This is a genomic window from Arcticibacter sp. (assembly GCF_053551015.1).
In genome coordinates, this window is sequence record NZ_JBMQOB010000007.1 from 67,120 (window position 1) to 91,603 (window position 24,484).

General features: G+C 47.8%; 23 protein-coding genes. 18 read left to right on the top strand and 5 right to left on the bottom strand.

Annotation, left to right across the window (positions count from 1 at the left end):
* The first annotated feature begins 133 nt into the window (after positions 1-133).
* The 11 genes from ACO1NU_RS03135 to ACO1NU_RS03185 all read left to right on the top strand — a co-directional run bounded on the left by ACO1NU_RS03135 (position 134) and on the right by ACO1NU_RS03185 (position 14,135).
* A complete protein-coding gene (locus tag ACO1NU_RS03135; protein ID WP_448817001.1) occupies positions 134-3,634 on the top strand; it encodes a TonB-dependent receptor in 3,501 nt (1,166 codons plus the stop codon).
* A gap of 12 nt (positions 3,635-3,646) precedes the next feature.
* Positions 3,647-5,419, top strand: a complete 1,773-nt coding sequence (locus ACO1NU_RS03140) for a RagB/SusD family nutrient uptake outer membrane protein (RefSeq protein ID WP_448817002.1) — start codon at positions 3,647-3,649, stop codon at positions 5,417-5,419.
* Between the two features lies 1 nt (position 5,420).
* Positions 5,421-6,362: a sugar phosphate isomerase/epimerase family protein gene (locus ACO1NU_RS03145; RefSeq protein WP_448817003.1), complete on the top strand. Its 942-nt coding sequence runs from the start codon at positions 5,421-5,423 to the stop codon at positions 6,360-6,362.
* Positions 6,359-8,056: a BACON domain-containing protein gene (locus tag ACO1NU_RS03150; protein WP_448817004.1), complete on the top strand. Its 1,698-nt coding sequence runs from the start codon at positions 6,359-6,361 to the stop codon at positions 8,054-8,056. The genes ACO1NU_RS03145 and ACO1NU_RS03150 overlap by 4 nt, the downstream gene beginning before the upstream one ends.
* 1 nt (position 8,057) lies before the next feature.
* Positions 8,058-9,203, top strand: a complete 1,146-nt coding sequence (locus ACO1NU_RS03155) for a YdcF family protein (protein WP_448817005.1) — start codon at positions 8,058-8,060, stop codon at positions 9,201-9,203.
* Between the two features lie 11 nt (positions 9,204-9,214).
* Positions 9,215-10,096, top strand: coding sequence for a phosphodiester glycosidase family protein (locus tag ACO1NU_RS03160; RefSeq protein ID WP_448817006.1), 882 nt, complete (start codon positions 9,215-9,217; stop codon positions 10,094-10,096).
* A gap of 201 nt (positions 10,097-10,297) precedes the next feature.
* Positions 10,298-10,939, top strand: a complete 642-nt coding sequence (locus tag ACO1NU_RS03165) for a carbonic anhydrase family protein (RefSeq protein WP_448817007.1) — start codon at positions 10,298-10,300, stop codon at positions 10,937-10,939.
* A 120-nt stretch (positions 10,940-11,059) separates the two neighbouring features.
* Positions 11,060-11,995: a TerC family protein gene (locus tag ACO1NU_RS03170; RefSeq protein WP_448817008.1), complete on the top strand. Its 936-nt coding sequence runs from the start codon at positions 11,060-11,062 to the stop codon at positions 11,993-11,995.
* 66 nt (positions 11,996-12,061) lie between these two features.
* Positions 12,062-12,256, top strand: a complete 195-nt coding sequence (locus ACO1NU_RS03175) for a PLDc N-terminal domain-containing protein (protein WP_448817009.1) — start codon at positions 12,062-12,064, stop codon at positions 12,254-12,256.
* A gap of 53 nt (positions 12,257-12,309) precedes the next feature.
* Positions 12,310-12,819, top strand: a complete 510-nt coding sequence (locus tag ACO1NU_RS03180; protein ID WP_448817010.1) for an N-acetyltransferase family protein — start codon at positions 12,310-12,312, stop codon at positions 12,817-12,819.
* A 161-nt stretch (positions 12,820-12,980) separates the two neighbouring features.
* Positions 12,981-14,135: a glycoside hydrolase family 88/105 protein gene (locus tag ACO1NU_RS03185; protein ID WP_448817011.1), complete on the top strand. Its 1,155-nt coding sequence runs from the start codon at positions 12,981-12,983 to the stop codon at positions 14,133-14,135.
* 4 nt (positions 14,136-14,139) lie between these two features.
* Here the strand turns inward: ACO1NU_RS03185 and ACO1NU_RS03190 are convergent, their stop codons facing one another.
* The gene (locus tag ACO1NU_RS03190; RefSeq protein WP_448817012.1) at positions 14,140-14,565 is read right to left on the bottom strand and encodes a Dabb family protein; all 426 of its coding nucleotides are present in this window, start codon (positions 14,563-14,565) and stop codon (positions 14,140-14,142) included.
* 193 nt (positions 14,566-14,758) lie between these two features.
* A complete protein-coding gene (locus tag ACO1NU_RS03195; protein ID WP_448817013.1) occupies positions 14,759-14,971 on the bottom strand; it encodes a hypothetical protein in 213 nt (70 codons plus the stop codon).
* Between the two features lie 167 nt (positions 14,972-15,138).
* On the opposite strand from ACO1NU_RS03195, the gene ACO1NU_RS03200 reads away from it, so the two are divergent.
* The 3 genes from ACO1NU_RS03200 to ACO1NU_RS03210 all read left to right on the top strand — a co-directional run bounded on the left by ACO1NU_RS03200 (position 15,139) and on the right by ACO1NU_RS03210 (position 17,634).
* Positions 15,139-16,350 carry an aminotransferase class V-fold PLP-dependent enzyme gene (locus ACO1NU_RS03200; RefSeq protein WP_448817014.1) on the top strand — a complete coding sequence of 404 codons (1,212 nt, stop codon included), beginning with the start codon at positions 15,139-15,141 and terminating at the stop codon, positions 16,348-16,350.
* 6 nt (positions 16,351-16,356) lie between these two features.
* Positions 16,357-16,683 (top strand): DUF6122 family protein, encoded by a 327-nt coding sequence (locus ACO1NU_RS03205; protein WP_448817015.1) that lies wholly within the window; start codon positions 16,357-16,359, stop codon positions 16,681-16,683.
* A 108-nt stretch (positions 16,684-16,791) separates the two neighbouring features.
* Positions 16,792-17,634: an endonuclease/exonuclease/phosphatase family protein gene (locus ACO1NU_RS03210; RefSeq protein WP_448817016.1), complete on the top strand. Its 843-nt coding sequence runs from the start codon at positions 16,792-16,794 to the stop codon at positions 17,632-17,634.
* Positions 17,635-17,697: 63 nt separating this feature from the next.
* On the opposite strand, the gene ACO1NU_RS03215 is transcribed toward ACO1NU_RS03210, so the two are convergent.
* Entirely contained in the window at positions 17,698-18,303 is a 606-nt protein-coding gene (locus tag ACO1NU_RS03215) for an FMN-dependent NADH-azoreductase (RefSeq protein WP_448817017.1), read from the bottom strand.
* Positions 18,304-18,416: 113 nt separating this feature from the next.
* Between ACO1NU_RS03215 and ACO1NU_RS03220 the strand changes: the two genes are divergently transcribed.
* The 3 genes from ACO1NU_RS03220 to ACO1NU_RS03230 all read left to right on the top strand — a co-directional run bounded on the left by ACO1NU_RS03220 (position 18,417) and on the right by ACO1NU_RS03230 (position 20,923).
* A complete protein-coding gene (locus ACO1NU_RS03220; RefSeq protein WP_448817018.1) occupies positions 18,417-18,815 on the top strand; it encodes a winged helix-turn-helix transcriptional regulator in 399 nt (132 codons plus the stop codon).
* Between the two features lie 7 nt (positions 18,816-18,822).
* Positions 18,823-19,365 (top strand): helix-turn-helix domain-containing protein, encoded by a 543-nt coding sequence (locus ACO1NU_RS03225; RefSeq protein WP_448817019.1) that lies wholly within the window; start codon positions 18,823-18,825, stop codon positions 19,363-19,365.
* Between the two features lie 160 nt (positions 19,366-19,525).
* Entirely contained in the window at positions 19,526-20,923 is a 1,398-nt protein-coding gene (locus tag ACO1NU_RS03230) for a serine hydrolase (protein WP_448817020.1), read from the top strand.
* Positions 20,924-20,991: 68 nt separating this feature from the next.
* On the opposite strand, the gene ACO1NU_RS03235 is transcribed toward ACO1NU_RS03230, so the two are convergent.
* Positions 20,992-22,884: a rhamnogalacturonan lyase gene (locus ACO1NU_RS03235; protein ID WP_448817021.1), complete on the bottom strand. Its 1,893-nt coding sequence runs from the start codon at positions 22,882-22,884 to the stop codon at positions 20,992-20,994.
* A 149-nt stretch (positions 22,885-23,033) separates the two neighbouring features.
* Between ACO1NU_RS03235 and ACO1NU_RS03240 the strand changes: the two genes are divergently transcribed.
* On the top strand, positions 23,034-23,561 hold the full coding sequence (locus ACO1NU_RS03240) for an ExbD/TolR family protein (RefSeq protein ID WP_448817022.1): 528 nt from the start codon (positions 23,034-23,036) through the stop codon (positions 23,559-23,561).
* On the opposite strand, the gene ACO1NU_RS03245 is transcribed toward ACO1NU_RS03240, so the two are convergent.
* On the bottom strand, positions 23,558-24,394 hold the full coding sequence (locus tag ACO1NU_RS03245; RefSeq protein ID WP_448817023.1) for a carbon-nitrogen hydrolase family protein: 837 nt from the start codon (positions 24,392-24,394) through the stop codon (positions 23,558-23,560). The two genes, ACO1NU_RS03240 and ACO1NU_RS03245, sit on opposite strands and share 4 nt — an antisense overlap.
* Positions 24,395-24,484: the final 90 nt, after the last annotated feature.

The following is a 24,484-nucleotide window of genomic DNA, read 5'->3' on the forward strand; positions in this document are numbered from 1 at the left end:
CGCTCCCGATTCGTCGTATGGATAAAAACCTTAATAACAGCGTATTAATTACCCTATACTCACCCAAATGTATCAATTTTTTACCATAACCCCTTGTTTAAAGAAGACGAGGATAGACAAACTATTGCTAATTATGAAGTTGGTTTCTTTGTTGTTGCTCGGAACCATGCTCCACGCCAGTGCAGCTACCTTCGGACAAAAGATTTCAATCCAGGCTAAACAAGCGAGCATACAAGACGTATTGATTGATATTCAAAAGCAAACTCACTACGATTTTCTGTATAACAATGCGCACCTAAAAGGTCTTAACAACATCAGCGTCTCCTTGCAGAACAAGGAAATAGGTGAGGTACTCAACACCGTACTCACTCCTCATGGCCTGGTTTATATCCTGGAAAATAACATGGTGCTGATCAAGTCCCGGGCTGAGATGAAAACTGTTGCTGAACAGGCACAGCAGGCAATCGAAGGCTTCGTGAAAGATGAGTTCGGCAGCGTTATTGCCGGTGCCTCCGTTAAATTGCTGAACAGTAATCTCGGTACAGCCACTGATTCCCGCGGCTATTTTAAGATTCTTAGCCCGGCTGCCAAAAATACGATCAGCATCAGTGCTGTCGGATTTGAAACCCGCACGGTCGAGGTGATAGCGGGACAGGTCATGCAGATTGCACTGAAGGAAGCTATCAGCGACCTGAACGAGGTGGTCGTAGTAGGATATGGAGTGCAAAAAAGAGCGAATCTTACAGGTGCCGTCGCACAGGTAAGCGCCTCCGATATCGCCACACGCCCGGATGCCAATATCGCGGCAACTTTGCAGGGCTTAATGCCAGGCTTAAATATCCAGATGAATAATGGCGACCCCTCTGCAACACCCGACATCAACATCCGCGGCTTCAACTCCATCAATGGTGGAAGTCCGCTGGTACTGATCGACGGTATCGAAGGGAATATCACCCGCGTCAATCCAAACGATATTGAAACGGTAACAGTGTTAAAAGATGCTGCTTCTGCCGCCATCTATGGTGCAAGGGGCGCCTTCGGCGTCATCCTGATCACAACCAAGTCGGGCAAGGCGGGAACTACTACAGTATCCTATAGTAATAACTTTGGCTGGACCACTCCAACGGCACGAACAGACTACATTTCAGATCCCTATATCTATGGTAAAACGGTAGACGCGGCCCTGTTCGGCTACAACGGATCTTCATACACCAACTACAACGCCATGGATTGGGAAACCATCAAAATGGTAGCCAACGGTGAGATTGCGCCTTTCCAGGAGCTGCAGTCTGACGGATCTTACAAGTTCTTTAATAAGACGAATTGGTGGGATACCATGTTCCGTAAGTACCAGGCCTCTAACTTCCATAACGTGAGTATCTCAGGCGGTACAGATAAGTTGAAAGGATATTTGTCAGGGCGGGTATTCGATCGTCAGAGCATCAACAATATCAACAAGGACGCCAGCATGGATCGCCAGAACCTTAAAGCAAACCTGGTCTTCACACCGAATACCTGGCTGGAGATTGCTAACAACATTCAGTTCATCAATGAAGCGGATAAAGATTATGGTGGCTACGCCAACGGCTTCGGTGGCTTATGGAGCACCACCACCTGGTATAACCTGATGGCTTTTTACCCGAATATGGTAAATGGTGTGCCTACCGATATCGGTACAGGTACCGGAGGCCAGGGTGGTAATGCCGGTTTGTATTCCGGAAAGACATGGCGCCAGTTCAATAACGAAGAGTTCACCAACACCTTCCGCGTGACTGCTAAGCCTGCTAAAGGTCTTCAGATCAATTTCGACTATAGCAACCGGATTGAAAACACCAGCCGCAGCTATCGTCTCAACCCTTTCAACTACCTTGCTGGGAATAAGCTTGACTTACGCACGGCCGGATTGAATCGACTTAGCGAGTATCGCTGGAAGGATAAATACAATGCCTTAAACTTGTTTGCCACCTATAGCAAGACCGTAGCAAAAGATCACAACCTGAAGTTACTCGCCGGTCTTAACCGTGAAAGCTTTGATCGTGACCGTATTGCTACTGAAGCCGATAACCTCCTGATCGAAGATCTGGCTAACCTTTCTTTGGCTACCTCGATGACCAGCATTGCCGGTTCTGCCACAAACTGGGCAGTACAGGGTTATTTCGGTCGCTTTAACTACGACTTCAGAAGCAAATATCTTTTGGAAGTCAACGCCCGTTACGACGGATCATCCCGCTTCCCTGAAGATAGTCGCTGGGGACTGTTCCCTTCTGTGTCATTAGGATGGCAGGTAGACCGGGAAGACTTCTGGGATCCCATCAGCTCAGTTCTTCCTTCCGTTAAGCTGAGAGGTTCTTACGGCAAGCTGGGTAACCAGACCGTGGATGTCAACACATTTAAAGAACTCATGAGCGTAGGTGTGTCCACCTGGCTAAATGGCGGTAACCGCCTGACCTATGCAGGTATGCCTTCACCATTGCCAAACGTGGTTACCTGGGAAACCACCAAGAGTATTAACCTGGGACTAGACCTCGGGCTGTTTCAGAATAAGGTATTTGTCAACGTCGACTGGTACCGCAAGAACGTAGAGGGGATGTACCTGCCGGGCGAACCTTTGCCTGCAGTATTCGGTGCAAACGAGCCTAAAGAAAATTATGCAGCTTTACGTAACGAGGGTTACGAGTTGAACGTCAGCTATCAGAACAAGTTCAGTGTAGCCGGTTCACCTTTAAATTTCAGCGTATCTGCTAACGTCTCCAACTTCAAAGGCATCATCACCCGTTACAACAATCCAAACGGACTCCTCAGCTCTTACTACGAAGGACAACGTCTCGGCGAAATATGGGGCTTCCATATTGACGGACAATTCAAGACCGACGAAGAAGCGATGGCCTATCAGAACTCATTTGAAAGACCTGCAAACAACCTTTCTGTTGTTTATAATGACATCCTGAACGTGATGCAGAACAGCGAATGGAATCACCTGCGAGCAGGCGACGTGAAGTATGTCGACGTGAACGGAGACGGAAAGATCGACAAGGGGGACAATACCCTGGCGAACCACGGAGACCTTCAGCGGATCGGTAACTCAATGCCCAGATTTCCTTTCGGTCTGAACCTCAATGCCAGATGGAAGAATCTCGACATGGCCGTCGCGATGGCAGGCGTAGCTCATCAGGACTGGTATCCAACAGGAGACCTGTATTGGGGAACCTATCAGCGACCATATCTGTCGTTCCTGCGTAAGGATCTCATCGATAATGCGTGGAGACCTGATGAAGCGGGCAAGTATCCGCAGATCTATCGCGGCTATTCGTCTCTGCAATCAGGCCGTTCGCTCTATGAACTCAACGATTACTATCTTGAAAATGTAGGATACCTAAGGGTAAAGAACTTCACCCTTGGATACACCTTCCCGCAAAACTGGACCCGCAAGGCAAAAGTTGAGAAGCTCAGAGTCTTCTTCAGTGGAGAGAACATCTTCACATGGAGCTTTGGTGGCCTTACCAGGTATATTGACCCTGAACAGGCTGGATCTGCTGTGAGCTATTCCTCTCCGGGTACAGCCGATGATCGTGGAGATCTGCGCGACTATCCAATGGGAAAGACCTACTCTTTTGGTGTAATGTTAAACTTATAACAATTTCTAAAGATGAAAATGAATAAAGTCATCCTCTATTATATATGTGGCGTAGCCGGCCTGTCTTCCCTTTCGTCCTGTGATAAAGACTATCTCGAACGACCGTCTGAAGATCAGGTGGAAGCACCTTATTTCTTCAATACAGGTAAAGATCTCGAAGTCGCCACTAATGACTTCTATACGATGCTTGCCAGTACGGATGTGTACACCAATGACGCATCGTCAGACAACCTGATGCCCCTCAATCCGGCCAATCAGGTCAAGGGTAATCGCCTTGTTCCCGTCGCTAGCGGCAGTGGCGGCTGGTCCTGGGGCAACCTCAGGAAAATCAACTACTTTCTGGAGAACTACGGTAAAGTGAAAGATGAAGCGGCTAAAGCCAAATACAGCGGTATCGCACGGTTCTACAGAGCATATTTTTACTACGATAAGGTAAAGACTTTTGGCGATGTGCCCTGGTACAGTAAAGTGCTGAGCGCCAAAGATCCCGATATCTATAAGGGCCGTGATTCACGCAAACTGGTGATGGACTCTGTTCTTGCCGATCTCAACTATGCGATCGCCAATATCCCGGCAGAAAAGCAGCTCAACCTGATTACTAAATACACCGCCCTGCTGCTTAAAGCACGGGTTGCACTCTTCGAAGGTACCTTCCGCAAGTATCACGGGATAGAAGGTCACGAGAAATTCCTGAATGAGGCGGTATCCGCTTCTACTGAACTGATTAACTCGGGAGCCTATACGCTGTACACCACCGGAGGTGCTGCAGCCGCCTACCGCGGTCTGTTTGCGCGCGACAATCAGGATAATGTAGAGACCATTCTGGCCGCAGATTATCAGATCGGACTGAAAGTGCACAATCTGGCTTATTTGTTCACTTCAGCTACCTCCGGATCCTACGGACTCACCAAGGATGCGGTAAACAGCTACCTCATGAATGATGGCTCCCGCATAACAGATAAGGCAGGCTACCAAACTTTGTCGTACTATCAGGAAATGCAGAACCGTGATCCACGGCTTACGCAGACCACTGCGGGTCCTGATTTCCGTGCCAATGGCGCCACGGCTAATGAACCTGTAACACTTAATATTACCACTACAGGGTACCGCCTGATTAAGGCGCTGCCCGATCGTGCGCAATGGGCATCGTCGGCCTCGATATTTGATGTCATCATTTTCCGCTATGCGGAGGCTTTACTGGTGTATGCCGAAGCGAAAGCTGAACTGGGCACCATCACCCAAGCGGACCTGGATCTGTCTGTCAACAAGCTGCGCACACGTGTGGGTATGCCTGGTCTGAACCTGGCCCAGGCTAATGCAAACCCTGACCGGTATCTGGAGGCGCAGTATGTTCATGTAGACAAGGGTTCTAATAAAGGCGTGATCCTGGAGATCCGTCGCGAACGACGGATTGAGCTGTTTAATGAAGGTCAGCGCTGGGACGACCTGATGCGCTGGAAGGAAGGGCAGAAGCTTACCCAACCTATGGTCGGTGTTTACTTCTCCGGCCTCGGAGCGCACGACTTTACCGGTGATGGAGCAGCAGATGTCTTTCTTCATACAGGCTCCACCTCTTCGGCACCATCGTCTGTAACCTCTTTCATCAATGTCAATCAACGCACCCTGCGTAATCCCATCACCGGGCAGCAGAATGCTACTTCGGGTAACCTGGATCCCTTTCCTCAGGGAGGTATCTTCCTTGAAGAGAGAGATTACTACGCACCGATACCTTCCGAAGATCTGATCCTGAACAAAAACTTAACTCAAAACCCAGGCTGGAAATAATATGAAGCAGATTGTTAAAGTATTTCTATTCATCCTGCTTACGAACAGTTTCGTATCGAAGGCAGAGGCCGCCCAGGCCAGATACCCACTGGGTTATTCGATCGATATCAGCAAAATTACTGCAGAGAAGATGCAATATGTCAGATCGCTCGGAATAACCCATATTGAGCTTGCAGGTATAGGTGCCATGCTGGATAAGAACCTCGACACGCTTGAGGTTTCAGCGAAATGGACCCGGCATATCCTTGAGGTAAAACAAGCGCTGAAAAAAAGTGGAATCCAGGTCTGGTCGGTACATATGCCCTTCAGTCAGATTCTCGACCTGTCGCTTACGGATGAAAGCAAACGTCAGCGGGTTGTTGCTGCGCATCGCAACATCCTGAAGGAACTGCTGCCACTTGATCCGAAGATTATTCTGTTCCACCCTTCGTACTACCTCGGACTGAATGAACGGGAAGCGCGTGCCGCGCAGCTTACCAAGTCGGTCAGCGAATTGTACACTACTGTCAGCGCTTACAAATGCCAGATGGTAGTTGAGAATATGCTGGGACCTGCCTTGAGAAAAGGTGACGTGGAAAGGCCGCTGCTCCGTACAGTAGAGGAGTGCCGGCAGCTATTTGCCAGTTTCCCTGCTAAAGTGGGAATTGCAGTAGACATGTGTCATATCGCTGAACCTGAGAAGTTGATTCTCGCGTTCGGCTCCAGAGTGAAAACGGTTCACGTTTCTAACGGTGCAGGTGATGCCGAGAGCCACTATCTCCCTTGTGATGATCGTGGCAGGAATGACTGGAACGCTATATTCGCTGCCTTGCAACAGGTCGGCTACAAGGGTGTATTCATGCACGAAGCGAAGTTCAAAGACGAAAAAGAACTGGTTGATTGCTATGACACCCTCTGGAAAAATTATCAGCTAAGCTTAACTCACAAGAAAAAGAAAAGATGAAAAATATAGTTTTTAGTCTGTTTGCCATCATATGCCTGTGGTCGCTAAACAGCTGTAAAAAGGACGACTCTTCCATGGAAGAGAAACTACTCGCCGGTACCGAGCTCATTGAGGCGGGAAGCAAGGCCGGATCCTACAAGTTTGATGTATTGTCCAATGTTGACATGATGGTGGAGACAGATGTCGACTGGATTACGCTGGATTCTGCGGTATATCCAAAAGGAAAGCGCAAGATTAGCTTCAAGGTGCTTGATAATGAAGATGATGAGCGTTCGGGCGTAATAAGCGTGCGTATCAATGACGACCTCGTTAAGCAGGTACTCGTTTCCCAGGAGTCCGGCAAAGTGCCGGTGTTTTATGTAAGCCCTGACGGAACCGGGGATGGTAGCTCCTGGAATGCACCGGCCAGCTTCGCCGCAGCGATGGACAAGGCCACCACGGGAAGTACGATCTACATGATGGAGGGTACCTATTACCCTACAAAAACGATCAGAAACGGTGAGTCTTCTGAAGAGTCAGACAAGACCTTTGAGATTCCTAAAAACGTCTCCGTGATCGGTGGTTTCTCCAAAGATGCGATGCCAGGAGCTGCACCTAATGCAGAACTCTACAAAACCATTCTTCAGGGTAAAATGCAGAGTGGAAAACAAGCTTTCCATACGGTGACTGTTACCGCGAGTAATGAAGCCGGCATGAAAGTTTACCTGGAAGGGCTGACCATCACCGGTGGTAATGCTACCGACCGAAGCACCAATATCACCATCAGCAGCATCCGCTACAGCCGTGGACAAGGAGGAGGTATCCTCATCGGCCCCGCTCAAGTAGACCTGAAGAACCTGGCGATTATTGACAATAAAGCCAGCGCGGATAAAGGAACAGCAGGCTTTGGAGCCGGCTTGTATGCGTTTTCCGGTGCGAATGTTACTATGGAAAATTGTCAGGTCAATAATAATCAGAACACCGCCAACAACGGTGGTGGCGTATGGATTAACGCCGCATCTCTGACAGCCTACAACTGCCAGTTCAATGGCAACAGTGCCCGCGGAACCGCCGGCGGTGTTCATGGTTATCCCGATGCGAATATCATCCTGTATAATTCGGAGCTGAAGAATAACAGCAATACGTCTTACGGGGCAGGATTGTATGTGCGTGAAAATTCGAAAGCTGTTCTCGTGAACTGCTTGCTTACGGGCAATAAGAGCACGTCTGCGAATGGCGGAGGCGCAGTTATGCTTTACGATAATACAAAGGCAGACATCATCAGCTGTACCATCACCGGAAACGAGGTAGCGGGTCCCGGCGCGGGCGTTTACAGACGTATGAACGTCAACAATCTTACCGTGATTAACTCGGTGATTTCAGGTAACAAGCAGGTGAGCACTTCTACAGATGTCGATGCATTTACTGACAATGCCGGTGTTACTCCGGTACTGAAGAGTTCGGTGATCGCGAGTGCAGTATACGGCGATGGCGGAAGCGTTGTAGCGGGACTTTCTTTTAATCCTGCGACGATGTTGAGCAGCTCGTTTACCCTAACCGGTGCAAATAACCCGGCCTTAACGAATGGTCTAAATGAAACTTCACTTAAAGCTGTGGGACAAACGTATAAGCCTGCTCTTGATGAAGCGATCATTGCTCGTGACAAGAACAACGCAGTACGTACCGAGGCCATTATGGGAGCTTTGGTCAAATAGTATGAAGAAGCTCATATCTCTATGCATATTCCTGGTTGGCTGGCAGTGTTTGCTGGCCAGCCAGCCTAAAAACATCATGCTCATTCTTGGCTCGGCAGATCCTGTGGTGCTGCAGGACAGGATGGACGTGGCGATGCGTCTGTATTCCATGCAGAAGTTCGACCGGATCATCGTTTCAGGTGGCTGTGCAGCCCACGGCTCGTCCATCTGTGAGGCATCCTTTATGCACGACGCACTGACCAGGAACGGCGTTCCTCAGAACGTCATCTACAAAGAGGAAAACTCGAAAACCACGGTTCAGAACTATGTATTCAGCCGCAAGATCAAAGAAGCAGACGGAAGTCCGGTGATGGCGCCAGGCGACACGGTATACGTGGTCTCTAACCATTGGCATGCCATTTCTGTAGCCGCTAGATTGAGGAAGTATGACCGGGTAGAAGCGAAGTTCTTTATAGAGGGAAGCATTGAACCCAAAGCTTCTGATAAGCTGGACTACGTTTCGATCTTCAATGGAGAGCCTGATAATGACAGGTTCATCATGAAAGGAACCTGGCTTACTCCTGATGCAGTGTGGGAGAAAGCCGACTCGATCTATTATCTCACCGGCTCTCTGGTCTATGTGACCGACCGGCTGAATAGCCGCTTCAGCTACTATACGCGCAGCAAGTTTTTTCCTGAGTTGGATGCTTATGCGGCAAACAAGGAGCTGCGCTTTATTGACGCGGGAAAGCAATGGTATGTGAGCAACGGGGAGAAGCTGTTATACGTGGATAAGCAGAGCCGGAAGGTGCAGCGTATCTTTACGCTCGCAGAGCTGATTCCCAATCTTCCCGCGGCTTGGTTAAACAGGCTGAAGGCAGGTGCTGTCTATGGCGACAAGCTCTTGCTGTTCTCCGACGCGGGAATGCTCGTCGCACACAAGAAAAGCAGGGTCTTTTTAGCGGGCGAGGAAACAAGTCCTGCTGATTATTTCGCAGGCTGGCCTTACGGATGGGGAAGAGGTAACGTCAGTGCCCTCAGGCTGGATTCAGCTAAGCAGAAGGTGTACATATACCGCAACCAGGAATACCTGGAGCTTGACGCTAAGCTGAAGATAGTCGAAGAACCCAGGTCTCTGAGACTGAAATGGATTGATGATTTAAAGTAAAAACTGAGAAAATGAAAAAGAAGAATTTTTTATATAGTTTGATGCTCCTGTTTGTGTTGGCATCCTGCTCCAAGCAGGACGAGGGAACACAACTACCGTATGACTATTCCGTTGTCCAGGAGCAGGACATTGCCGGAGTAGTTGATCAGGCCGCCTGGAAAACGAAGGTTGTTGCCGATGGAATCAGCTGGAAGTACTTTCAGTTTCCGCAACTGTTTGAATCCCGCCAGTACGTAAACGTATTCGAGATTGACCTTTCTAAAAATCCGAAGATTGAGATTCCTTATGTAAAATCAGGCTTTCTGAAGACCAGCGAAGCTGCGAAGCAGAAGGACGCCCTGGTTGCATTCAATGGAAGCTTCTTCAATACTACGACAGGAGGATCAACCACCTTCTTCAAGTATGATGGTGAGGTGATCAACCAGACGGCAAATGGGTTCACGCCTTACCGGGAGAACGGCGCCATGACCATCAATACCTCGGGAAAACCCGCTATTATCCAAAAGCCTTCGGGGGGCTGGCCATCGGTTGCAGAGCCTGTCGTGCTGGCAGGCGGTCCGCTGATGATCCTCGACGGGAAGGAGCAGCAGCAGCAGGAGGTGGACTTTAATACGGCGCGGCACCCGCGTACCGCGGTGGGATTGACTGCCAATGGCAAGTTGATTGTGGTCGTAGTGGACGGAAGATCATCCCAGTCGCAGGGTCTGACCATCCCTCAGCTCTCGCAGCTGATGGCCGCGCTAGGTTGCACAGCAGCCTTGAACTATGACGGCGGGGGATCATCCACCGCATGGGTCAAAACAGATGGCGTGGTGAATTTCCCTTCAGACAATGGCAAGTTTGACCATGAAGGAGAGAGGGGAGTCGCAACCGTATTTACGATTAAAAAATAAGTTGTAGCTTATTTGTACTGCTAAAGGCCGCATTGCTGAAAAGTATGCGGCCTTTACGTTTTATTACTGTCGCGATATTGTTATCATCTCAGGCCGCATTGCCGTTGTAGTCCATATATCAGGTAAAGATCTAATTCTTACTTTTGCTCTAACTCAAACATCAACGGCATTCGATGCCTTTCAAACAAACGAAACAGAGAAATGAAAACATTGACCAAAGAAATGCAGGAAGCACTCACGCCGTCGCAGGCTGTGGATCTTCTGAAGGAGGGAAACAAAAGGTTTATCGGCAATTTAAAGGTAAACCGGAACCTCTTACAGCAGGTGAACGAAACCTCCGACGGACAGCATCCATTTGCTATTGTATTAAGCTGCATCGATTCACGTACCTCTGCCGAACTTATCTTTGATCAGGGTCTTGGAGATATCTTCAGTGCCCGCATCGCCGGTAACGTGCTGAATGAAGATATACTGGGAAGCATGGAATTTGCCTGCAAAGTTGCGGGAGCTAAAGTGGTGGTTGTTCTTGGTCATACCCGCTGTGGTGCCATCAATGGCGCCTGCAATGGCGTGAAGCTGGGCAACCTGAGTGGCTTATTAGCCAAGATCCAGCCTGCTATTGATGCGGAGACAACTTTCCAGGTTGAGCGTAACTCCTCAAACCGGGAGTTCGTGGAACGTGTGGCGGAGCTGAACGTGCTGCTGACTATGGAGCGTGTTGCCAATGAAAGCCCTGTCCTGAAAGAAATGGTCGACAATGGAGAGATTGCTATTGTCGGCGGATTGTATAATGTAGAATCCGGAGCTGTTCAATTCTTTGAAAAAGACCACGCCCCGGCGTAAAACAGAAACAATAGCCTAACGCTCATTGTTGGGTACTTGAAACGCATTTCAAACGCCGGAGGAGAACGGGATAACCTGGTCTTCTCCGGCATTTTACTACACAAATAAAAAACCTGGTATATGGAAGTCAACGCTACCTTTTGGATAGGCTTTAATCTCTTTGTCCTCCTGATGCTCGCATTGGATCTGGGCGTATTCAACCGAAAAGCTCATGTTGTTTCGGTTAAGGAAGCATTAACCTGGTCAGGCGTATGGATCTGTCTTTCATTGGTTTTCAACGGACTCATTTACCACTGGTTCGGTAAAGACAAGGCCGTAGAGTTCTTTACCGGTTACGTTATTGAGAAATCGCTCAGTGTAGATAATATCTTTGTCTTTGTGCTGGTATTCAAGTATTTCCAGATCCCCTCTATCTATCAGCATAAGATCTTATTTTGGGGGATCCTGGGAGCCCTGGTCATGCGTGTTATCTTCATTTTTGCGGGTGTAGCACTGATCGAAAAGTTCCACTGGACCATCTATCTTTTTGGCGTGTTTCTAATTTACACCGGATATAAGATGTTCACGGAGCAGGACAAGCAGATTGAACCCGAGAAAAATCCGGTCATCAAGCTTTTCAGGAAGGTAATGCCTATCACTCACGATTTGAAAGGGGACAAGTTCTTTGTCAAGGAAAATGGAAGGAAATATGCCACTCCTTTATTTCTGGTCCTCATACTGATTGAAACAACAGACCTGATCTTCGCCGTGGACAGTATCCCGGCAATATTGGCGGTTACACAGGATCGATTCATCGTGTACACGTCGAACGTTTTTGCAATCCTTGGACTTCGTTCACTGTACTTTGCACTTGCTCATGTAATTCATCGCTTTATATACCTGTCTACCGGTCTAGCTGTCATTCTCGTCTTTGTAGGCCTGAAAATGGTTCTTGTCGACGTGATCAAGATTCCTACGTATGTGTCTCTGATCGTAATTGCAGTCATCATTACTGCGAGTATTGTTATCTCTCTGATTAAGACAAGAGATGATCAGTTGCCGAAAGCAGAGAGCTAAAATAAATGCCGCTGATATGGGATAAGCGGTTGCTAAGAGCTATATTTAGGAATACTAAACTAGATTATGGCTTCTTTTATTTTCCTTGTCTGTGTGATGCCGATTATCGTGCTTGATATCTGGGCTGTTCTCGACATATCCCGGGTATCTTACAAGAAGCGCAGAGAAAAGTGGTTGTGGACCAATGTCGTTCTCGTATTTCCGCTCTTCGGCGTATTCTTCTACCTTTTCTACGGACGTAGAAAGCTGATAGACGGTTAGCGATTGTCCCATAGTTGCTTTATGTTTGCAATACCAAGGAATATACAAGAGTCATGCAATATTCATTCAGACCAGCCAGAGAACAAGATCTGGATCAGATCTGGGGTATCCTGAAGGATGCCATCACACGCAGAAAAGAAGAAGGCAGCAACCAATGGCAAGATGGTTATCCCAATCCCGAAGTAGTGAGAGCCGACATCGCCAAAGACAGCGGTTACGTCCTCACAGATGGAGATACGATTGTCGGCTATTGTGCCATACTCATCAATGACGAACCCGAATATGCGAACCTTCGCGGAAAGTGGCTGACAGAGGGCGACTTTGTTCTTTATCATCGCGTAGCCGTTTCGGACAAGTACCTTGGTCAAGGTTTGGCGCAGGAAATGTTGAAGCGTGTCGAAGAATATGCAAGGGAGCATGGCATTCGAAGTGTGAAGGCCGATACCAACTTCGACAATCTTGGAATGCTCAGGATATTTGAGAAGCTCGGTTACACATACTGCGGAGAAGTTAGCTTCCGGGGAAGTTCGCGCAAAGCATTTGAGAAGGTCCTCGTGGACTAATGCCTCTCAACTCAGATCAGCATTTTTCCTGACAGGGTAGTTTCCCGGTATTTTATCAATTATTGAAAGCTTCCTGTCAATTTTTAAAACCTCGAAATACCATTCTTCATTACGTTTGCAGACCATTTAACCAAATTGTTGTTCTACAGATCGTTAATCTTATGAAGATCGTATTTCTATTCCTGCTCACCTTCATGGGCTCTCAGATTATTTACGCCCAGAAAACGGCTGTTCGCTTTGCGGATTCGGAAATGAAACGCTTCCCGGAAGCCTGGCAACTGGATCATGGGAAGCGACTTTATTTCGGCTATGCCCAGGGTGTGGGTTGCACCGCTATGTTGCAGGCCTGGAAAGAAACCGGCGACAGGAAATACTTTGATTACGTAGAGCGCTGGGCTGACACCATCATCAACGCGCAGGGAGAGATTTACCTGTACAAACCCGAGACATATAATCTGGATTACATCAACCCGGGTAAGATCCTGTTTGACCTCTATAAAGAGACCGGTAAAGAGAAATATAAGCTGGCGATGGATTTATTGGCAAAGCAACTGGAAGATCATCCGCGTACGCTGGAAGGTGTTTACTGGCACAAATTGATCTACCCGCATCAGATCTGGCTGGATGGCCTCTATATGGCAGATCCATTTTTAGCTCAATATGCGGTGACTTTCGATCAGCCGCACCTGCTCAACGACGTTCTGAACCAGTTCATGGTGACAGCAAAGAGAACCTACGATTTCAAAACGGGTCTTTACTACCATGCTTATGACGAAGGTCGTAAGCAACGTTGGGCAAATAAGATCACGGGACATTCTCCTAATTTCTGGGGCAGGAGCATTGGATGGTGGTATATGGCACTTGTAGATGTGCTGGACTTTGTTCCCGAAAATCATCCTCAGCGGGCTGATATTATCAAGATCATTCAGGGATTAGCCGACACACTGCCAAAATACCAGTCGGCGAATGGATTGTGGTATCAGGTATTGGACAAGCCAAGCTATAAAGGGAATTATCAGGAAGCGTCCGTGTCGTCTATGTTTATGTATGGCTACGCGAAAGCGGTGAAGAAGGGGTATCTCGACAAGAAATACCTGGCTGTTGCAGAAAAGGCTTACGAAGGATTGATGAAGCACCTGATTGTAAGCAATGCAGACGGTACCCTGACCCTGACAAAGTGTAATGCCGTATCGGGCCTGGGAGGAAAGCCTTACCGCGACGGAAGCGTGGAATACTACGTTAACGAACGCGTCAGAGACAATGATTCGAAAGCGACGGGACCCTTTATTATGGGCTGCTTTTACCTGGGGAAATAACAGCTTATCCGATCATTGTATCACGCACTTGCACGCGGACCCAGTATTTCGAGAACTCGCCGGCGGCTTTCAGATGTTCAGGATGCGTTTCGTAGATATTGATGTCTTCCATCCTGGCAAATGTCACGATCAGGTTGTAGTCAAATGAATTGTCTGTCACCTCTCGCTTGGTTGTTGGAGCAGGTTTCCCGAAGGTGAGCGACTTTACTCCAGGGATCTTGCGGAGCGCTTCGAAGAATTTAAGGAATTCTTTTTCTTCTGATGGACTGATGCCCTTTTTCAGCCAGAAGTAAACTGAATGCACAATGGTTCCAGGGGTGTTAGCGTCCGGCGATCCCGACGCCCCGAATGCCTGAGGAATTGCGGAAGCCATGAAGGCTGAAGCGGCACCAAGTGCAAAGTTGTTTTTTACAAATGATCTTCTTTTCATTATCGCTTTGGTCTTTTGGAATAGTCTGCATTCTCGCAGACAAGATCCGGACCCTGATTAATGCCATCGGGGGATCTCCCGGTTGCACTGGATCGATGTTCAAATCAGTTGTTCTGCGGAACACCTCAAGATAGTGTTTTTTAAAATCACCCGGAACACTATTCCGGGTGATTTCTGAAGTAAACGTGTGTGATTAGCGTTTTTTTGCTGTGGCGACAATGGCAACTCCGCCAATGATGAGCAAGCCGCCCAGATAAGGTGGCCAGTTTACGGTTTCTTTTTTATCAGCGGAAACCTGAATCGGTCCTGCATCAATGATCTTTTCTTTTTTGGTATAACTGAACCCGGTCCAGATTAGCATAACTGCTCCAACTACGATAAGTATAATTCCTATTGTCCTGTTCATATTTAGAGTTTTTTAAATAAAAGGAATATTGCAGGAGATTGTTTTAACCTTAACTTAAACTTCTATCTGTCAGCGCTTCCGCATCGGTTGAGTGATGCAAAGGCGTTAGGTTGAGGAGATATGTTTTAATAAATTTATCTTTGACAGATTTCAGCATCGAACACCTTATGCAAGCAACACTATCAAAGGCAGAAGTTGACATACTTCGTTCACAGACCAGGGGATGTGCCGGCCGCATTCACTTTAATAACGCGGGAGCATCTTTGCCACCAGACCTTGTTGTAGATACCGTTGTAGACTATCTGAGAGAGGAGGCGATGATTGGCGGCTATGAAGCGGAGGCCAGGTATGCCGATCAGCTGAACGAAGTATACAGGAGCATTGCCAGGCTGATCCATGCAGACAAGGGAGAGATCGCTCTGTTTGAAAATGCCAGCACTGCATGGGTAACGGCTTTCAGAGGGCTGAAATTTTCAGAGGGGGATGAGGTGCTGATCAGCGAGATGGAATACGTGACTAATCTAATTGGCTTCGTGGATAATCAGCAGACAAGCGGTATTATCCTCAAGGTTATTCCGAACGATGAGCAGGGTAACTTCTCTCTTGATCAGCTTGAGAAGTCCATTACATCAAAAACAAAGTTAATCGCAGTAACACATATATCGTCATCAGGAGGTAGTATTCTACCGATTGAGGAGATTGGCGACATCGCGGAAAAGCATCAGATCCTTTATCTGGTTGATGCCTGCCAGAGCGTCGGACAGCTGCCGCTGGATGTGAAGAAGATCAAGTGTGATATGCTGTCTGTTACAGGGCGCAAATATCTGAGGGCTCCGAGGGGAACGGGTTTTCTTTTTGTGAAGCAGGGGACTCAGGATAAACTGAAGCCTATATTCCTGGATTCGTTTGCTGCAGCAAATGTTTCTTTATCGGGCTTCACATTGCGGCAGGATGCCCGTCGGTTTGAGCTTTATGAAAAGAGCCGTGCGCTCGTGCTGGGCCTCGGTGCGGCAGTGGAGTACTGTCTGGCTATTGGATCTGAAAAGATCTGGGGGCAGGTGGAATACTTATCGGCTGTCATGCGGCGAGAGCTTGCTGAGATCCCTGGTGTGATTATCCGGGATTCGGGAAACCGGCTCAGTGGCCTGGTTACCTTTTCGTTAAACGAGGTTGAAAGTCCGGCTGTCCGTTCCCAACTGGCGTCCGTCGGAATCAATGTTTCTGTGGGAACTGCACAGGCCACTCCGCTGTATATGGAGAAGAGCAATCTGGAGACCGTGGTGCGCGCTTCTGTTCATTATTACAATACGGAGGAAGAAATCAGGATCTTATGTAATGAGCTTTCTTCAATTATTAAAGATGGAGTAAGGGAAGTTTAAGAGATTATGATTACAGGTATTATCGTTTCTTTGCAAGCAATTGTTCATTACAGCCTTCATTTTTTAGCACCGGGCCTGCTTGCGTATTTGTTCTTCAGAGAGAGGTGGCGAAGTGCCTGGCTGATCATGATCCTGACGATGCTGGTTGATCTGGATCATTTGCTGGCTACTCCGGTTTTTGAACCGGGGAGGTGTAGTATCGGATTCCATCCACTGCATTCTTATTATGCAATAGGAGTGTATGTTGTTCTGCTGGCTTTCCCGAAGACGAGAATCGTTGCGGTGGGGCTGTTGTTCCATATGTTTACGGACTGGCAGGATTGCAGGTGGTGATATATTGATAACACTGATTTAACAGCAGGTATTTAGGAAAGGAGTATTATCGCGACGTTGTTTATACCACACGGCAGCTTTTCACTTTGAACTTACACATCTTAAATAATGAAATTCTCGATTGTACTCGTCCTTTCTTTATTCATTACCGTGACTTCCTTTGCTCAGACAAAGGGTACTCAGATCCGGGTGGCTAGTTATAATATCCGTCTTGACACGCCGGGTGACAGCCTGAATGCATGGCCATATCGCAAGGAGAAGGTGAAAGCACTGATCCGATATCATGAATTTGATATTGTTGGTGTGCAGGAGGCTTTTCAGCACCAGTTGGATGCCTTGACGGAAATGCCCAACTTTGCTTATTTCGGTGCAGGGAGAGATGATGGCAGGCATGCGGGAGAACATTCGGCGATATTGTATAGAAAGGATCGCTTTAGTATTGTTAAATCCGGAAATTTCTGGTTAAGCGAGAATCCTGACATTCCTGGCAAGGGATGGGACGCGAGGTGTTGCAATCGAATATGCTCCTGGGCCGAGTTCAGGGATAAAACAGGCGGAGAGGCATTCTTTGTATTCAATGTTCACTTCGATCATGAAGGACTTGTAGCGCGTCGGGAATCCGGGAAGTTGATGGTGAAAAAGATAAAGGAGATTTCAAAAGGCGCGCCTGTGATCTGTACCGGTGACTTTAACAGTGTTCCTGAGAGTGAACAGATCAAAACGCTGAGTGCTTCACTCAACGACGCGTATCGGGCGTCAAAAGAACCGCCTTACGGTCCCAAGGGAACGTTTAATGCTTTCGTCTTTACTGCTCCCATGAACGAGCGCATCGACTATATTTTCGTGAGTAAGCATTTCGATGTTTTGAAGTATGCTGTTCTGACGGATGCAAAAGATCAGCGCTATCCGTCTGATCATCTTCCTGTGGTTGCAGATATCCGTTTAAAATAACAGCCTATTGAGATTCGCAGGCATACATTGAAAGCTACGGCCCTATACTATGCCTGCAATTTGTTAGGCTTCAACCGCTATACTCTCAATGGCTTTTTCCAGCGCATGATCCTTTAGCTCGGGTATATTAACCCCCTCAGCCCGGAACACGGTAATATCCGTCATACCCATGAATCCCAGAACAGCTTTCAGATAAGGCGTCACGAAGTCATATGGCTGGTATGGTCCTTCAGAATAGACACCTCCGGCTGACATGGCGATGTAGACTTTTTTTCCTGTGACCAATCCTTCAGGACCGTTTGCTGTGTAACGGAATGTTATACCGGCACGTGCGATATGGTCGATCCATGCTTTTAGTGCTGAATGGATGCTGAAGTTATACAGAGGCGCGCCTATGACGATAAAGTCAGCCTCGAACAACTGAAGGAGTGCCTGATCCGAGTACCGGATAGCTTCCTGGTCGGCACTTGTGAGGGCCTCCTTAGGCGTGTAAAAGGATTGCAGGTGCGGCGCGTCGAGATGCGGGAAGTTTTCCTGAATCAGGTTGACTTCTTTTACTATACTGTCGGGGTGCTTTTCTTGTAATTGAGCTACAACAGCTCTACCCAGTTTGATGCTGAATGAGCCTTCCTGGCGCGGACTTGATATCAGATGAAGAATCGTTTTCATATTTTTTCGTTGAGAATTCAATCTCCGACAAAGCTAGCTGTTGGTACTATTAAAAAGATAGGACTATCCCAAAGGATAGTGGTATCCTTGAGGATAGTACGTAGATTTGCTATATGGAAGCGATCGTTCAGGAGCCATTTATCACCAGAGAGGAATGTACCGTAAGTGTAAGCCATATCAGAGATGCACTATATGTGCTCAACGGAAAATGGAAATTACCTTTGATATTTACCTTGACAGAATCGTCCAAGCGCTTCGGTGAATTACAGCGTGTGCTGGATGGTATAACCCCCAAGGTTCTCACTAAAGAACTTAAGGATCTGGAGATGAATGGATTCGTGGTTCGGAACGTATTTCCTACTACACCTGTCACTGTGATATATGAAGTGACTCCCTATGCAGGAACGCTGCGTAATGTGCTGAATGAGCTTCGGGAATGGGGCTCGCAACACCGCGAGAAAATCCGGAACGACATGCGTAAGAATGTGAAAACTGCCGTTATTTCAGAATAGAGCATCTATGTCCAGATTACTCAAACTTAGGGAACGTTTAAACCTGACGCAGGAGGAGCTTGCTGGAAAATCGGGCGTCTCGGTCAGAACTATCCAGCGGATAGAAGCCGGCACAGCACCGAAAGGGTACACCTTGAAAGCACTTGCTAATGCTTTGGAGATAGATCCTAAGGAGCTGCTTCAGGAGCAAGAGGTGGCCGTTGACCATACGAACTACACCCTTTTGAAGATCATCAATCTTTCTTCCCTGCCGTTTACGTTCATTCCTTTTGCCAGCATTGTGATGCCGCTTCTGATTATGTTTATGAGGAAGCAGTTCGATCCGATAGCGAGGCAGATCGTGTCGGTTCAAATTATGTGGACCATTTCTTCGGCAGTGATCTTTATGCTGAGTGCATTTTCGAAAAATATCTTTCCTAACGGAAATAAATTCGTCTTAGTCGTCATGATTCTGATTGTGTTGTCGAACATCTGTATTATCCTGATTAATACGGCGGCGATCGACAAAAAGAAATCGCTTTACATCAAGCTGCCTTTTAGTATCATTTAGCCGTTTTGAGCACATGACGGGCGTTTGTCGGGTTATTGGCGGCTGCATTTTGACGTGAAATATTCCGGATATCTGAGCTTTGTGGTAAAAAACCATGACAAAGAAACTAATCATGATAGGGGTAATTCTCCTTTGCAGTTATCAAAACAGCCCTGCACAAATGAGTCGTAATTCCTCGCTGTTTCTTGAACTCAAGAAGCAAGATAGTGTGTTTTTCGAAAGGGGGTTCAACCGGTGCGATCTGGAGTACCTCGAAAAGACTGTTGCGGACGACCTGCGCTTTTATCATGATAAAGGCGGGTATCAGGATAAGTCAGTCTTCATGGATAACACGAAGAAAAATATCTGTTCAGCCGGCAATAGAAAACCGATCAGGAAGGTTGATGAGCAGAGTCTCACGGTGTATCCACTTTACAATGATGGTAAGCTATATGGAGCGATACAGTCGGGCATTCACTACTTCTACATCCGCGAGGCGGGGAAAGCTGATGTATGGACGAATACTGCACGATTTACATCGGTGTGGATACTAGACGGGGCTGTATGGAAATTGAGGGATGTGCTGAGCTACGATCATCAGGATCCGAGGGAGGACAGCGGAACTGCGATGACAGTTGAGAAGATGCTGGAGGCTAATCATGTACCTGCAATGGGACTGGCGATTATTGAAGGTGGAAAGGTAACGACAACCAAGGTTTACGGAACACTTGATCATGAAACGAAGGCCCCGGCTAACACGATCTTCAAGGTCGCTTCTTTGACCAAGCCGGTTGTCGCTGTAACGACTTTAAGGCTGATTCAAAAAGGCCTTCTTGGCTTGGACGAACCTTTATATAAGTACTGGATAGATCCTGATCTGAAAGGAGATAAGCGTTTAATGAAGCTTACTCCAAGGATCGTGCTGAGTCATCAAACGGGATTTCCAAATTGGCGGTATCTGAACGATTCAAAGAAACTGTCATTTGAGTTCGAGCCGGGCACCAGGCATCAATACTCGGGAGAGGGTTTCGAGTATTTGAGGAAAGCGATCGAGGCTAAGCTCGGCAGAAAAATTGAAGAACTTGCACGCGACTACCTCTTTGAGCCCGCTGGGATGACAGATACACACTTTTGGTGGGACAAGTCTGTCGATGAGGACCGGTACGCCAAAAATTTTGATAGCGGGGGTAATATCATTCCTACTGCCAGGTATTATGAAGCGAATGCTGCGGCAAATCTGTTAACGACGGTGGAGGACTACAGTAAGTTCCTGACGTATGTTTTGGATGGCGCTGGTTTGTCTGAAGGTCTCCTGAATGAAATGCACAAAAATCAGGTCAGCACAGGGAACAGCAGCTATTTTGGTTTGGGATGGGAGAAGCTGATGAACTTCAGCACGGGGGAGTATGCTTTGTTACACACCGGTAGAGATCCGGGAGTGAGCACCCTGGCTGTCATCTTTCCGAAGTCGAAGAACGGCTATTTGATCTTTCTAAACGGTGATAATTCCATGAAGGTATATGAAGGAATGCTTAGCGAGCATCTATATCTGGGTAAGGAGCTTTGGGGTAAAAAATAAAGTCTCACTGAAGGAGACTTTATTTTTCTAGAGGTTTTATCTGTAATGTGTTTGTTCAGTTGAAGCTTTTACTTTCGACGTGAGCGCTTAGTTTGTTTGGTGAGCTCCCGGATGTAAATGTTTTGTTTCGGCCTTGTCTTCATATCCTCGCCCAGATAAAAGCTAAGGTGCGGAGGCTGATTGTACGCTACGTTCTGCCAAGCGATACTGAGCCTGTACTGTGGATCGTGCATGAGGGTATAGAGCCGATGGTCTGTTGGAATCGTCGTCGTATAAACGCGCAATTCATCCGGACCTGCACTCATAACGATTTCTTCCCTCCAGTCTCCGAAAAGATCGGCTGTCAGATTTGGGGTTCTTCTGTTATTGCCTCTTACTCCATCAGGTAAAGCAAAAATGGTGTCTCCCTTGTATTTGTTGATCTTGCCGCCGCTCATCAGTTCTCTCGTGAAATCGCCATCCCACCAGATCAGCCAGGAGCCGGTGGGCGTGGGGCCGATCTTCTTGCCTGACATTGAATACAATCCTTCGGAACCCGACCACCACATCTCTGCGCCGGGATTATCAGGATCTATATTCTCTGCAATTCCACCGCCAACGTCGGTGTCCATAGAACCTTTGAAATAGACTTCTCCAGTACGGGCACTGTAGACGGTAACGCCCGGACCGGCATCTTTGACATAACCAAAGTCTCCTTTAGCATGGTCTTCGATCTCGTGGGGTCCGAATACTTCCAGTCCCGGATGGTCGGGATCGAGATCGCCGACATGCAGGGCATCGCCGTGGCGAAAGCCGGTTGTGAACAGACCTGTCCCGTTATCATCTACTACCATGGAACCGTAGACAATTTCATCTTTGCCATCATCATCGACATCAGTTACACTGAGGTTGTGATTGCCCTGCCCCGAGAAGGGGTTTTTTCCGTCCCGGGTATCGAAGACCCAGCGCGAGCTCAGCTTACCATTGCGATAATCCCAGGCAGCCAGGACAGTGCGTCCATAGTACCCGCGACACATCACCACACTCGGCAGCTTGCCGTCCAGGTAGGCTGCACAGGCAAGAAAGCGGTCCACACGATTTCCCGTATTGTCGTTTCCGCCGTTACCACCCGGACCACCCCAGCCATCAGTAGGATATCGGGAGGGAATATAGTCTGTCGTGGCGAGTGCAGCTCCTGTTTTACCGTCGAATACCGTGAAGAACTCAGGGCCGTCGAGCACCTTACCCAGAGTGGCGGGCTTGCGGCTACGATAGTCCTTTGTGGAATCGCCGATTACCTTGCCTTTCCCATCGATGGTCCCGTCAGCTGTTTTCATAGCGACTTCTGCTCTGCCATCGCCGTCCAGATCCATCACGATGAACTGGGTATAGTGTTCGCCTTCGCGGATATTACGGCCGAGGTCAATGGTCCACAGCAAGGTTCCGTCAAGTTTATACGCCTGTATAACAGGTCTGTCTGTCATTCCATTAAAGGAATTATCTTGCCCTTTGCCGGCCTGATGAAGGATGATTTCGTATTCCCCATCACCATCGAGGTCTCCCGCGGATGCATCATGTGGACGGTAGCCTGCAGGCGTTTTCAGGGGGATTGAGAGATGCTGACAGATCTTTGCATTTGCAGAAATGATGAACGGTTTGCTTTCATCGGATTCCCGTCCATTCCTTAGCGCCTTGACCGTGTAGGTGTTTTTTTGATTAAAGTTAGCTTTAGTATCTATAAAGTTAGTACCAGCAGTTAATGGTTGTGCATTCAGCCTTACAGATTTGGTTCCACCTGTTGCCCGGTACACGTTGAAGGAGAGGTTCTCTGGCTCGGTGGCAAGCAAGCGCCAGCTTATAAATACCGAATCAGATGCATGGCGTACGGCGACGACGCCGCGGTCAAGATTTTCCATCATACGCTGCCCGAAGACGGACGAGGAGAAGAGTAGCAGTAACAGGTTCAGAATTGGCTTTCTCATATTCTAAACTAGTGAATTATGAGCGTAAATTTCTCAACTCGGATCGACTTCACGCTGATGACGCAAGTCAAGGTGGCTCCACTAAGAAGTTCTGCTTTCAGGTTATGGAATTGTTACAGACGATACATCAATAAGTAAAAACTCAGGCTATGGCAGAATTAAACAACAACGTTGAACGCGGCTCAGGAAGAGTAAAGCGTTCCAGACATTCAGCACGCGTCGATATGACCCCGATGGTAGATCTGATGTTCCTGCTGATCACTTTCTTTATGCTGACGACTACGCTGGCTAAGCCGGTAGCTATGGACATCGCCATGCCTGATGACGGCCCGGCTGTCCTGGATGTCTCGGAGGATCGAACTGTGACGCTATGTCTCGGAAAGAACAATAAGATAGAGTGGCACAGGGGGCTATTGGAAAATCCTATAGTGTCGCCCAGTGTTATCGGCAGTGAAGAGGTTCGTCATGTTCTAATGAAGCAATCTGAAGAAGTTATCCGGATAACGGGCGATAAGAAGAAAGGGCTGATCGTCCTTATAAAGCCTAGTGACAAGTCGAATTATAAAAACCTGGTAGATGTTTTAGACGAATTGAGCATTGCAAAAGTTCAGTCTTACGCCATCGTCGATATTACGCAACAGGACCTGCAAATGATGAAAGAGCAGCAGCTCTATTAAGCTCCGCCGGATGGAGAAGCGGCTTTCGAAACGGCTTCTCCATCTGCTTTATACAACCAGTTCTTAAACCTGCCAGCCAGGAACCCGGTTGCCAGATACGGGTCAATATCAGCTATCAGGACGCCCGTTTGCCCATATGGCTGATAGGCGAGGCAGGTTCCATCCGGATTGATCACAGACGTAGCAGACTCAGCGTATTTAGATGCGTAGTTTATGCTGGCAAAGTAGATCGTGTTTTCTATAGATCGCATCATCATGGCCTTTTCATAATAAGGATTTTGCATGCTTCCCCATTCGCTAAGTACCGCGCCTTTATCGTCGCTTCCTGCAAAGTGTGGATGAAAGACAATTTTTGCACCATGCTGTGCGGCCCACCTCACAGACTCGGGATAGCGAAAACCCTCGTGACAGATGCTGATTCCGAACTTTATTCCACTGATCTCAAACAGCTGCCTTCTAGTGCCCGCAATCCAGATGTCGTCTTCAGAGGGATCCAGCTGGTTCTTGGTCTGATGTCCCAGAATTTCACCGTTCGATGAGATCACAAAAGCAAGATTCTGGAGGCCTTCAGGGCTATGCCAGTCCATGGGGAGGATTAAGGCTATGGCATTTTGCCTGGCGATCTCGCAGGCTCGATCCAAAGCAATGCTCAGGGATTGTGGACTGCGGTCTTCTGCTGCGTAGCCCATACCCGGATAACCAGGCAGGTATGATTCAGGGAAACAAATGATTTCAGCACGCTCTTCAGAGGCTGTTTTTACGAGCTCTTCCAAGACCTGCATACCCGCTGTAAGTGAGCGGGGAATGGGAGGGGATGCCAGGGCGATTCTCATGGTGATGGCTTACGTTGATTTTATAGCAATTTACCTATTTAATCGTGCTTTCTTGTTATTATTGCCAGAAACAGTCTGTTAAAATATTTA

Excerpts from the sequence above, each read along its gene's own strand:
- ACO1NU_RS03135 (WP_448817001.1), top strand. The coding sequence starts at position 134 with ATGAAGTTGGTTTCTTTGTTGTTGCTCGGAACCATGCTCCACGCCAGT.
- ACO1NU_RS03140 (WP_448817002.1), top strand. The coding sequence starts at position 3,647 with ATGAAAATGAATAAAGTCATCCTCTATTATATATGTGGCGTAGCCGGC.
- ACO1NU_RS03145 (WP_448817003.1), top strand. The coding sequence starts at position 5,421 with ATGAAGCAGATTGTTAAAGTATTTCTATTCATCCTGCTTACGAACAGT.
- ACO1NU_RS03150 (WP_448817004.1), top strand. The coding sequence starts at position 6,359 with ATGAAAAATATAGTTTTTAGTCTGTTTGCCATCATATGCCTGTGGTCG.
- ACO1NU_RS03155 (WP_448817005.1), top strand. The coding sequence starts at position 8,058 with ATGAAGAAGCTCATATCTCTATGCATATTCCTGGTTGGCTGGCAGTGT.
- ACO1NU_RS03160 (WP_448817006.1), top strand. The coding sequence starts at position 9,215 with ATGAAAAAGAAGAATTTTTTATATAGTTTGATGCTCCTGTTTGTGTTG.
- ACO1NU_RS03165 (WP_448817007.1), top strand. The coding sequence starts at position 10,298 with ATGAAAACATTGACCAAAGAAATGCAGGAAGCACTCACGCCGTCGCAG.
- ACO1NU_RS03170 (WP_448817008.1), top strand. The coding sequence starts at position 11,060 with ATGGAAGTCAACGCTACCTTTTGGATAGGCTTTAATCTCTTTGTCCTC.
- ACO1NU_RS03175 (WP_448817009.1), top strand. The coding sequence starts at position 12,062 with ATGGCTTCTTTTATTTTCCTTGTCTGTGTGATGCCGATTATCGTGCTT.
- ACO1NU_RS03180 (WP_448817010.1), top strand. The coding sequence starts at position 12,310 with ATGCAATATTCATTCAGACCAGCCAGAGAACAAGATCTGGATCAGATC.
- ACO1NU_RS03185 (WP_448817011.1), top strand. The coding sequence starts at position 12,981 with ATGAAGATCGTATTTCTATTCCTGCTCACCTTCATGGGCTCTCAGATT.
- ACO1NU_RS03190 (WP_448817012.1), bottom strand. The coding sequence starts at position 14,565 with ATGAAAAGAAGATCATTTGTAAAAAACAACTTTGCACTTGGTGCCGCT.
- ACO1NU_RS03195 (WP_448817013.1), bottom strand. The coding sequence starts at position 14,971 with ATGAACAGGACAATAGGAATTATACTTATCGTAGTTGGAGCAGTTATG.
- ACO1NU_RS03200 (WP_448817014.1), top strand. The coding sequence starts at position 15,139 with ATGCAAGCAACACTATCAAAGGCAGAAGTTGACATACTTCGTTCACAG.
- ACO1NU_RS03205 (WP_448817015.1), top strand. The coding sequence starts at position 16,357 with ATGATTACAGGTATTATCGTTTCTTTGCAAGCAATTGTTCATTACAGC.
- ACO1NU_RS03210 (WP_448817016.1), top strand. The coding sequence starts at position 16,792 with ATGAAATTCTCGATTGTACTCGTCCTTTCTTTATTCATTACCGTGACT.
- ACO1NU_RS03215 (WP_448817017.1), bottom strand. The coding sequence starts at position 18,303 with ATGAAAACGATTCTTCATCTGATATCAAGTCCGCGCCAGGAAGGCTCA.
- ACO1NU_RS03220 (WP_448817018.1), top strand. The coding sequence starts at position 18,417 with ATGGAAGCGATCGTTCAGGAGCCATTTATCACCAGAGAGGAATGTACC.
- ACO1NU_RS03225 (WP_448817019.1), top strand. The coding sequence starts at position 18,823 with ATGTCCAGATTACTCAAACTTAGGGAACGTTTAAACCTGACGCAGGAG.
- ACO1NU_RS03230 (WP_448817020.1), top strand. The coding sequence starts at position 19,526 with ATGAGTCGTAATTCCTCGCTGTTTCTTGAACTCAAGAAGCAAGATAGT.
- ACO1NU_RS03235 (WP_448817021.1), bottom strand. The coding sequence starts at position 22,884 with ATGAGAAAGCCAATTCTGAACCTGTTACTGCTACTCTTCTCCTCGTCC.
- ACO1NU_RS03240 (WP_448817022.1), top strand. The coding sequence starts at position 23,034 with ATGGCAGAATTAAACAACAACGTTGAACGCGGCTCAGGAAGAGTAAAG.
- ACO1NU_RS03245 (WP_448817023.1), bottom strand. The coding sequence starts at position 24,394 with ATGAGAATCGCCCTGGCATCCCCTCCCATTCCCCGCTCACTTACAGCG.